We start from the raw sequence: 8,052 nt of genomic DNA on the forward strand, positions 1-8,052 counted from the left end.
ATCATGCCGGCCATTAACGTAAACCCCACCCGGCAGGAGCTGACCCGGCTGAAGACCCGGCTCAAGACCTCCATCCGGGGCCACAAGCTGCTGAAGGATAAGCGGGATGAGCTGATGAAGCAGTTCATGGACGTGGTGCGGGAAAACCGGGCTTTGAGAAAAAAGGTGGAGGACGGGCTCATGCGTGCCCACGGCTCCTTCACCGTGGCCTCCGCCCTCATGTCCTCCGAGATGCTGGAGCAGTCCCTCCTGTACCCCAAGCAGAGCGTGGAGCTGGACATGACCTTCCAGAACATCATGAGCGTCAACGTGCCCGTCTACCAGTTCCGGACCAAGAGCGATGACGCCGGGGAGATCTACCCCTACGGCTTCGCCAACACCTCCGGTGAGCTGGACGGCGCGGTGGACGCCCTGTCCGGGGTCTTTCAGGATATGCTCAAGCTGGCCGAGATCGAAAAGACCTCCCAGCTGCTGGCGGAGGAGATCGAAAAGACCCGCCGCCGGGTCAACGCCCTGGAGTATGTGAAGATCCCCCAGATGGAAGAGGCCATCAAGTATATCACCATGAAATTGGACGAGAATGAGCGCTCCAACACCATCCGTCTGATGAAGGTAAAGGATATGCTTTTGAAGGAAGCCATCGAGGAGAAGCGGGAGGCCGACGCCCGCGCCATGGAAGCCTTTGCCGGAAAAGAGGAAGAGGTATAACCTATCAAAAAGACGGCCCGAGTTTCGGGCCGTCTTTTTCTGCGTTTGGGGGCTTTCCCAAAATGGAAGCGTTTAGAAAGGAAAACGTAAGAAAGGACAGATCTTGCCACCGCTTCTTCTGCCGCAAAAGGATGGGCCTGTTTTGAATCAAAAAGTAACAGATTATGAGATAATAGTATAAATATGAGCTGATTTTAAACTATTTTATTTGACACGCAGTTTGGACGGGGCCGGGGGCGGCACCTTTGACAGAATGAACTTTTTGGCGTATAATCACGGACTATCCGCTGATGATTTAGGAGAAACGCCTATGCAGATCAAAGAAATCTTACGAAAGGACCGCCTGTGGCAGGCCGCCTTCCTGCTGCTTACCCCCTTTACCGCCGTGTGGCTCATGCAGCTGGCCTATGGGACCAACCCCTTTGCCATGGCCTTCCCCGTCCTGCTGGCCAACGCCCTGTGCGTGGCCCTGCTGTTCTGGCTGCTGTGCGCCCTGGTGGGCCGCATCGCCCCCTGCACCATCGCCGTCCATATCGCCGCCGGAGCCTGGGGTGCGGCAAACTTTTATGTCAACTCTTTCCGGGGCACCCCCGTCCAGCCCTGGGACTTCTCTGCCCTGGCCACCGCCGCCGACGTGGCGGGCAACTACCACCTGTTCCTCACCTGGCAGATCGGCCTGGCCATCGCTTTGGCCGCCGCCCTGGTGATCTTCCTCCACCCCCAGCGGCGGAAGGCCCGGCTGCGGCTCACCGGCCGGAGGGGCATCCCCCTGCGGCTGGCCTGTCTGGCGGCGGGGCTGGCCTGTCTCCTGTTCCTGCTGCCCACCGAGAAGCTGGGGGTCAAGACCGACGTGTGGGACCCCACGGGGGCCTACCGGCAGTGGGGCTGCCTGGCGGTATTTCTGCGCAACACCGAGTTTCTGGAGGTGGAGGTGCCCGAAAACTACTCCCCCGAGACGGTGGACGAGATTTTGGACGAGACGGAACCGGCCCAGCCCGCTGAGGTATCGGTGGAGAAGCCCAACATCATCGCCATCATGAATGAATCCTGGGCAGATTTTGAAAGTTACGGCAACCTTTCGCTCAGTGAGAGCGTCATAGACTATGTCCAGTCTCTGGACAACACCATCTTCGGCCACGCCTACACCTCGGTATTCGGGGCCGGCACCAGCGCCAGCGAGTTCGAGTTCCTCACCGGCAACTCCATGGCCTTCCTGCCCTCGGGCAGCATCCCCTACCAGCAGTATGTGCTGGGTCCCACCGCCTCCCTGGCCTCCATCCTGAAGGCCCAGGGATACGACACCCTGGCCTTCCACCCCGGCGAGCGCAATTCCTGGCAGCGGGACCGGGCCTACCCCCACCTGGGCTTTGATACCTTCAAGTGCGGGGAGGACATGGACGTGCCCCAGACCATGGAGCACGGCTACGTCAGCGACCAGTCGGACTTTGAGCAGCTCATCTGGGAGTTTGAGCACAAGGAGGAGGGCAAGCCCCTCTTTCTGTTCAACGTCACCATCCAGAGCCACGGCAGCTACACCGACCCGGCCTACCAGGCGGAGGTCACCATCACCGACGAGCCGGGCAAGTACCCCATGGCGGAGCAGTACCTCACCCTGGCCAACAAGACCGACCAGGCCTTCCGTACCCTGGTGGAGTACTTCCAGAACCAGGAGGAGCCCACCATCATCCTCATGTTCGGCGACCATCAGCCCTCGGTGGAGCAGGGTTTCCTGGACAAGGCCTACGGTGTGACCCAGGACCAGATGACCATGGAGCAGTATATGGGCAAGTACCAGGTGCCCTATGTGATCTGGGCCAATTACCCCCTGCCGGAGGAGGGCCCGGAGGTGACCAGCCTGAACTTTTTGAGCCTCTACCTGCTGCGGTACGCCGGCATCCCCTTCACCGGGTATCAGGACTACCTGTGGCAGCTTCAGCAGACTCTGCCCGCTCTTACCTTCGTGGGCTATGTGGACGCTGACGGCGAGGCCCACAGCCACCTGGAGACCAACGACTACACCGGTCTGATCCGGGAGTACCAATGTGTGCAGTACAACAACCTCTTCGGGGGGAAGGAGCGGCGCAGCGCAGCCTTCGATCCCTGAATCCGCAAAAAAAGTGCGCGCTGTGTGAAGCAGCGCGCACTTTTTGGGTTTATCCGTTGAGGTTCCAGGCGAAGTGCTCCAGGTCCTCCTCCAGGATGAGCTCCCGCTTGCTGTCTGCCGCCGTGATGGGGCGGATGGGGCGGCAGGGATTGCCGAAGGCCAGCCACCCGGCGGGGATGTCCTTGGTGACCACGCTGCCTGCGCCGATCACCGCCCCGTCCCCGATGGTGACGCCGTCCAGCACCACCACGTTGCAGGCCAGCCACACCCCGTTGCCAATGTGGATTTCCCGGGCAAATTCCGCCATGGTGGTGCGGCCCTCTGAATCCAGGCCGGTGCGCTCCTGGGCGGGGAGGGGATGGTTGGTGGCCATGAGGGACACGTTGGGGCCAAAGCACACGTTGTCCCCGATCCAGATGCGGGCGTCGTCCATCACCATCAGGTTGAAGTTGGCGAAAAAGTTCTCCCCGATGAAGGTGTGACAGCCGTAGTTGAACTGGACCGGGCCCTGGAAGTAGCACACCTTGCCCACGCCTCCCAGGATGTTCCGCAGCACGTCGGCCCGGGCGGGGTCGTACTCGTCCATGGAGTTGTACTTCCGGCAGGCCTCATGGGCGATGTGCTTCAGGTCCTTCAGCTCCTGCCGCCGGGGGTCGAACATCTTCCCGGCAAAAATCTTCTCTTCCTCCGTCATGGTTCACTCACCTGATTTGTCTCAATTTGGGCCGCTCCCGGCAGGGAGCAGTTGCGGAAGGCGGTCTTAATCAGCCGGATGCAGTCGGCCAGCAGCCCATCCAGGTCGGAAAAAACGGTCTGGGCCAGCTTGTTGTAGTAGGTATTGAGCAGGCCGTTGAGAAATACGATGATGGAGAAGGCGGCCACGTCCTTGGACAGAGGGAGGGCGTAGCCCTTCTCCCGCAGGTAGTCCTCCATCACCGACCGGGTGAGGGTAAACACATCCATGCCTGCCTCGTACTTCTGGCGGGCCACCGCCTCCATGGGGGTGCCGGCGTAGTCGGCCTGCATGGGGATCTGCTTGAGGGCCATCACCTCGTAGAAGGCGGGGTGGGCCCAGGCAAACTCCAGATAGGTCCGCAGGAAGGTGTCGAAGCGGGCCTCCCCGCCGGAAACGCCGTCCATGGCCTGGCGCAGGGCGTCGCACAGCTGCCGGTAACCCTCGATGACCACCGACAGGTAGACCTCGTCCTTGTTGACAAAATAGAGGTAGATCTTGGTGGCCGAGGCGCCGATTTTCTGCCCCAGCCTGCGCATGGTGAGACCCTCGTAGCCGTCGGTTGCCAGAATATCCAGAGCGGCCTCCAGGATACGGGCCTTTTCCGCGGATTTCTCCGCCGGCGTCTTCTCTCTGGGCGGCATGAGACCACCTCTCTTTCCCAGTTTATTTGGTAGATATTATTGTACCAAATCCCATTTTTACAATCAATACCTGCCTTTTTTCACAGGCTCGGAATATTTCCGAGAAAGGTATGGATATCCCGCGGGAAATGTGATAAGCTGTAAACCGATGCCAAAGAAAATCATCGGATTTTCAGGCCAGAGAGAGGAGGTCTCCCCGTTGAAGCTGGACTACAACGAACTGCTGGAAATGGTCAGTGAGATGGGCTTCCGGCTCATGTTCAGCGGCGCGGAGATCTACCGGGTGGAGGAGTCCATCAGCCGCCTGCTCCAGGCCTACGGGGCCGAGCGGGGGGAGGTCTTTGCCATCCCCAACTGCATCATCGTCAGCCTCACCTCCCCCATGGGGGAGCCCATGACTCAGATCCGCCGGATGCCCAACCACGGCACCGACATCTACCTGCTGGAGCGGTACAACGACCTGTGCCGCCGGCTGTGCCGGGAGACCCCTCCCTTCGAGGTGGCCCTGGACAGTATGCGTGAGATCGAGCGCACCCACAAGGTCTACTCCCTGCCCACCCAGCTGGCGGCCCACTTTCTGGGCTGCGGCATGTTCTCTCTCTTTTACGGCGGGTCGGTGTGGGACGGCCTGTGCGGCGGCCTGTGCAGCATGGTGATCTGCCTGTGCCTGGCCCTCACCTCCAGGCTGGGAGCCAACCTGTTCTTCAAGACCATCGCCGGCGCGGCGGCCTCCGCCTTTGTGGCCCTGGCCCTCACCGCCGTGGGGGTGGGTCAGAACTCGGACAGCATCATCATCGGCGCCCTCATGGCCCTGGTGCCCGGCATCGCCTTTACCAACGCCATGCGGGACATCATGGCGGGCGACATGGTGGCGGGCATCAGCAAGGCCGCCGAGGCCCTGCTGATCGGTGCGGCCATCGCCCTGGGCACCGCCCTGGCCCTGGGTCTCATCCGACCGCTGATGGGAGGCTGACATGGATACCTTCACCTATTATCTGCCCTGTTTTTACGCCTTTTTCGCCTGCATCGGCTTTTCCATGCTGTTCAACATCCACGGCGCTGCCGGTATGCTCATCTGCGCCGGCGGCGGCGGTCTGGGGTGGCTGGTTTATCTGCTCACCGCGCCGCTGGTCCACAGCGACATCATCCAGGCCTTTTTCGCCGCCCTGGCCATCTCCGCCTGGTCGGAGATCATGGCCCGGCTGCGCCGGTGCCCGGTGACCAGCTACCTGCTGGTGGCCCTCTTTCCCCTGGTGCCCGGCGGCGGCATCTACTACACCATGGAGCACGCCATGAGCGGGGAGACCTCCCTCTTTCTGGAGTCCCTGCTCCATACCCTGGGTATGGCGGGTGCTCTGGCGGTGGGTGTGCTGATGATTTCCTCCCTGGCCCGCCTCATCACCACCTATCAAAACCGCCGCCATGGCCGGATCGGAGGGACCCACCCATGAGCCGCTATGACTTTGTCCTCTTTGACGCGGACAATACCCTGTTTGACTTTGACCGGGCCGAGCACGAGGCCCTTGCCCTGGCCCTGAAGGCCTTTTCCATCCCCTGCACGCCGGAGACCGAGGCCCTCTATGTGTCCATCAACAGCGCCCTGTGGGCCATGCTGGACCGGGGAGAGGCCAGCCGGGAGTGGCTGGTGGTGGAGCGCTTTGCCCGCCTTATCGCCGCCCTGGGGGTTGAGGCCGACCCCGCCGCCCTCAACCGCACCTACCTGGACCAGCTGGGGCAGCAGCCCTTCCTGCTGCCCGGCGCGGAGGCGGTGTGTCGGGCGCTTGGTGGGCACTGCACGCTGGCCATCCTTACCAACGGCGTGGCCCGGGCCCAGCGGGGCCGGTTTGAGCGCTCCGCCCTGGCGGGCCTCATCCCCCACCTCTTCATCTCGGAGGAGGTGGGCGCCTCCAAGCCCAGCCCCGACTTCTTCCGCCCGGTGCTCTCGGCCCTGGGCGTCACCGACTCCCGCCGGGCCCTGATGGTGGGGGACAACCTGACCACCGACATCGGCGGCGCTGCCGCCATGGGGCTGGATACCGCCTGGTACCGCCCCGCTGCTCCGTCCCATTCCCCTCAAACCGTGGCCCCCACCTGGGAGATCGGCCGCCTGGAGGAGCTCATTCCCCTGGTGCTGGAGGCCCATGAACAATGACATAAATGAGGTGCATCCAGCTTGTCCCGCTCTCTGTATTATAAGATCACCGACGATCCTCCGCCCCGCCGTCGGCGGCTGCCCCTGATCCTGGCGGCCGTTGTGGTGGGAGCCGTCCTGGTGACCGTGCCGGTGCTGAGCCGCTCCCCCGCGGAGGGAGCCGACCCCGCTCCCACCGCCACTGTCGCGCCTACCCCCACGCCGGAACCCACCCCTACCCCTACCCCTGTCTTTGACTTTTCCCAGCCGGTGCCCCACGGGGTGTCGGTGGATATGGATTACTTTTCCGACGCCCTGTTCATCGGCGACTCCCGCACCCAGGGACTGAGACTGTACAGCGGCGTCAAGGGCGCCACCTTCTACGACTACACCGGCCTGAGCGTCTTCGGCGTAAACAAGCCCGGCCTGGTGACGGTGAACGGCCAGTCCTGTTCCATTGTGGAGGCCCTGCAGAAGGGGCCCCAGTTCGGAAAGATCTACATCGCCTTCGGCATGAATGAGCTGGGCTACTATAACACGGAAAACTATCTGGCTACCTTTGGCAAGTTCCTGGACCAGGTGAAGGAAGCCCAGCCCAACGCCGTGGTCTATCTGCAGAATCTGGCCCCGGTGGACGAGGCCAAGTGCGCCAAGTACGGCCAGGCCTCCTGCATTACCAACGCCCGGGTGGCCGTGTTCAACGAGCTGTTCGCCCAGCTGGCCCGGGAGCACCGGGTCTGCCTGGTGGACGTATACAGCGCCCTGTCCGACGAGAACGACAGCCTGCCCAGTGAGGCCACGTCGGACGGCATCCATTTTCAGCGTCCCTGGTATGAAACATGGCTGGCCTGTCTGATGAGCCATACGGTGGACCCGGAGGCCTATCGGGCGGGACAGACCGCGATGGAAGGAGATAGAGAAACATGAAAAACCTGCTGATCCGTCTGGTGCCCGGAGTTCTGGCCCTGTGTCTGTGCCTGTCCGCCTGCGGCGGCGGAGGCGAGACCGCCAAGAGCTACGATCCCGCCGCCACTGCCCAGGCCCTGCTGGACTCCACGGCCTTCACCGATACCCTGGACACCCTGGACAAGGACACCGCCGCCGCCATGTACGGCATTGACGCGTCTACCATCGCCGACTGCGCGGTATACACCTCCCTGTCCATGGGGGCGGAGGAGATCGCCGTGCTCACCCTTACCGACGAGGCTGCCGCCAAGACCGCCAAGGAGGCCCTGGACAAGCGGGTGAGCGACCAGATCGAAGCCCTGAAGAGCTATATGCCCGCCGAGGTGGACAAGCTCAACCACGCCATCGTGGAGCAGTCCGGCACCACCGCCCTGCTGGTGGTGGCCGCCGATGCCGATGCTGCCCAGAAGGTGCTGGACGGCCTGAACTGAATCGGTCCCCCCACAAAAAACGCCGGGTATTTCCCGGCGTTTTTTCAGCAAAAATAAAATCCGCGCCTTCAACTTTTTGCGCCGCGCTGCCGTCTAAGAATCAGAACGCTGTAACTGACAGCCGGATTCAGATTAAAAGAACGAGGTGTCTCCTGTGTCCCAGTCCTATCGTCCCAAACGTGTGCAAAAAAAGCGGGGAAAAGGCCCCGGCGTAACTCTGCCCCTGCTGGTGGCCGCCGCCGTGGTGTGTGTGTGCCTGCTGCTCATCCCCTCCGCGGGCAAGAGCGCGCCCTCTGCCGCCGACGTGACCCCCAATACCGCCCCCACCGTTACCC

General features: G+C 62.3%; 10 protein-coding genes. 8 read left to right on the forward strand and 2 right to left on the reverse strand.

Features of this window, described 5'->3' with window-relative positions:
• Nucleotides 1-3 precede the first annotated feature (3 nt).
• Both B5G34_RS06125 and B5G34_RS06130 read left to right on the forward strand, forming a co-directional pair.
• Nucleotides 4-708, forward strand: a complete 705-nt coding sequence (locus B5G34_RS06125; RefSeq protein ID WP_087335225.1) for a V-type ATP synthase subunit D — start codon at nt 4-6, stop codon at nt 706-708.
• Between the two features lie 310 nt (nt 709-1,018).
• The gene (locus B5G34_RS06130) at nt 1,019-2,812 is read left to right on the forward strand and encodes an LTA synthase family protein (protein WP_087335228.1); all 1,794 of its coding nucleotides are present in this window, start codon (nt 1,019-1,021) and stop codon (nt 2,810-2,812) included.
• Between the two features lie 49 nt (nt 2,813-2,861).
• Here the strand turns inward: B5G34_RS06130 and B5G34_RS06135 are convergent, their stop codons facing one another.
• Nucleotides 2,862-3,506 (reverse strand): sugar O-acetyltransferase, encoded by a 645-nt coding sequence (locus B5G34_RS06135; RefSeq protein WP_087335230.1) that lies wholly within the window; start codon nt 3,504-3,506, stop codon nt 2,862-2,864.
• Nucleotides 3,503-4,189, reverse strand: a complete 687-nt coding sequence (locus B5G34_RS06140) for a TetR/AcrR family transcriptional regulator (protein ID WP_087335232.1) — start codon at nt 4,187-4,189, stop codon at nt 3,503-3,505. Before B5G34_RS06140 ends, B5G34_RS06135 begins: the two co-directional genes overlap by 4 nt.
• 199 nt (nt 4,190-4,388) lie before the next feature.
• Between B5G34_RS06140 and B5G34_RS06145 the strand changes: the two genes are divergently transcribed.
• From B5G34_RS06145 to B5G34_RS06170, 6 genes are all read left to right on the forward strand, one after another.
• The gene (locus tag B5G34_RS06145) at nt 4,389-5,162 is read left to right on the forward strand and encodes a threonine/serine exporter family protein (protein WP_207651649.1); all 774 of its coding nucleotides are present in this window, start codon (nt 4,389-4,391) and stop codon (nt 5,160-5,162) included.
• A 1-nt stretch (nt 5,163) separates the two neighbouring features.
• Nucleotides 5,164-5,640 (forward strand): threonine/serine exporter family protein, encoded by a 477-nt coding sequence (locus B5G34_RS06150; protein WP_087335236.1) that lies wholly within the window; start codon nt 5,164-5,166, stop codon nt 5,638-5,640.
• On the forward strand, nt 5,637-6,341 hold the full coding sequence (locus tag B5G34_RS06155; RefSeq protein WP_087335238.1) for a YjjG family noncanonical pyrimidine nucleotidase: 705 nt from the start codon (nt 5,637-5,639) through the stop codon (nt 6,339-6,341). Before B5G34_RS06150 ends, B5G34_RS06155 begins: the two co-directional genes overlap by 4 nt.
• A gap of 21 nt (nt 6,342-6,362) precedes the next feature.
• Entirely contained in the window at nt 6,363-7,247 is an 885-nt protein-coding gene (locus B5G34_RS06160; protein ID WP_087335240.1) for a GDSL-type esterase/lipase family protein, read from the forward strand.
• Nucleotides 7,244-7,717, forward strand: a complete 474-nt coding sequence (locus B5G34_RS06165) for a DUF4358 domain-containing protein (RefSeq protein WP_087335242.1) — start codon at nt 7,244-7,246, stop codon at nt 7,715-7,717. The genes B5G34_RS06160 and B5G34_RS06165 overlap by 4 nt, the downstream gene beginning before the upstream one ends.
• 154 nt (nt 7,718-7,871) lie before the next feature.
• A partial coding sequence (locus B5G34_RS06170; RefSeq protein WP_140397209.1) for a hypothetical protein occupies nt 7,872-8,052 on the forward strand: 181 nt, incomplete at its 3' end.

It is taken from the genome of Flavonifractor sp. An82 (assembly GCF_002159265.1).
Taxonomy (GTDB): Bacteria; Bacillota; Clostridia; order Oscillospirales; family Oscillospiraceae; genus Flavonifractor.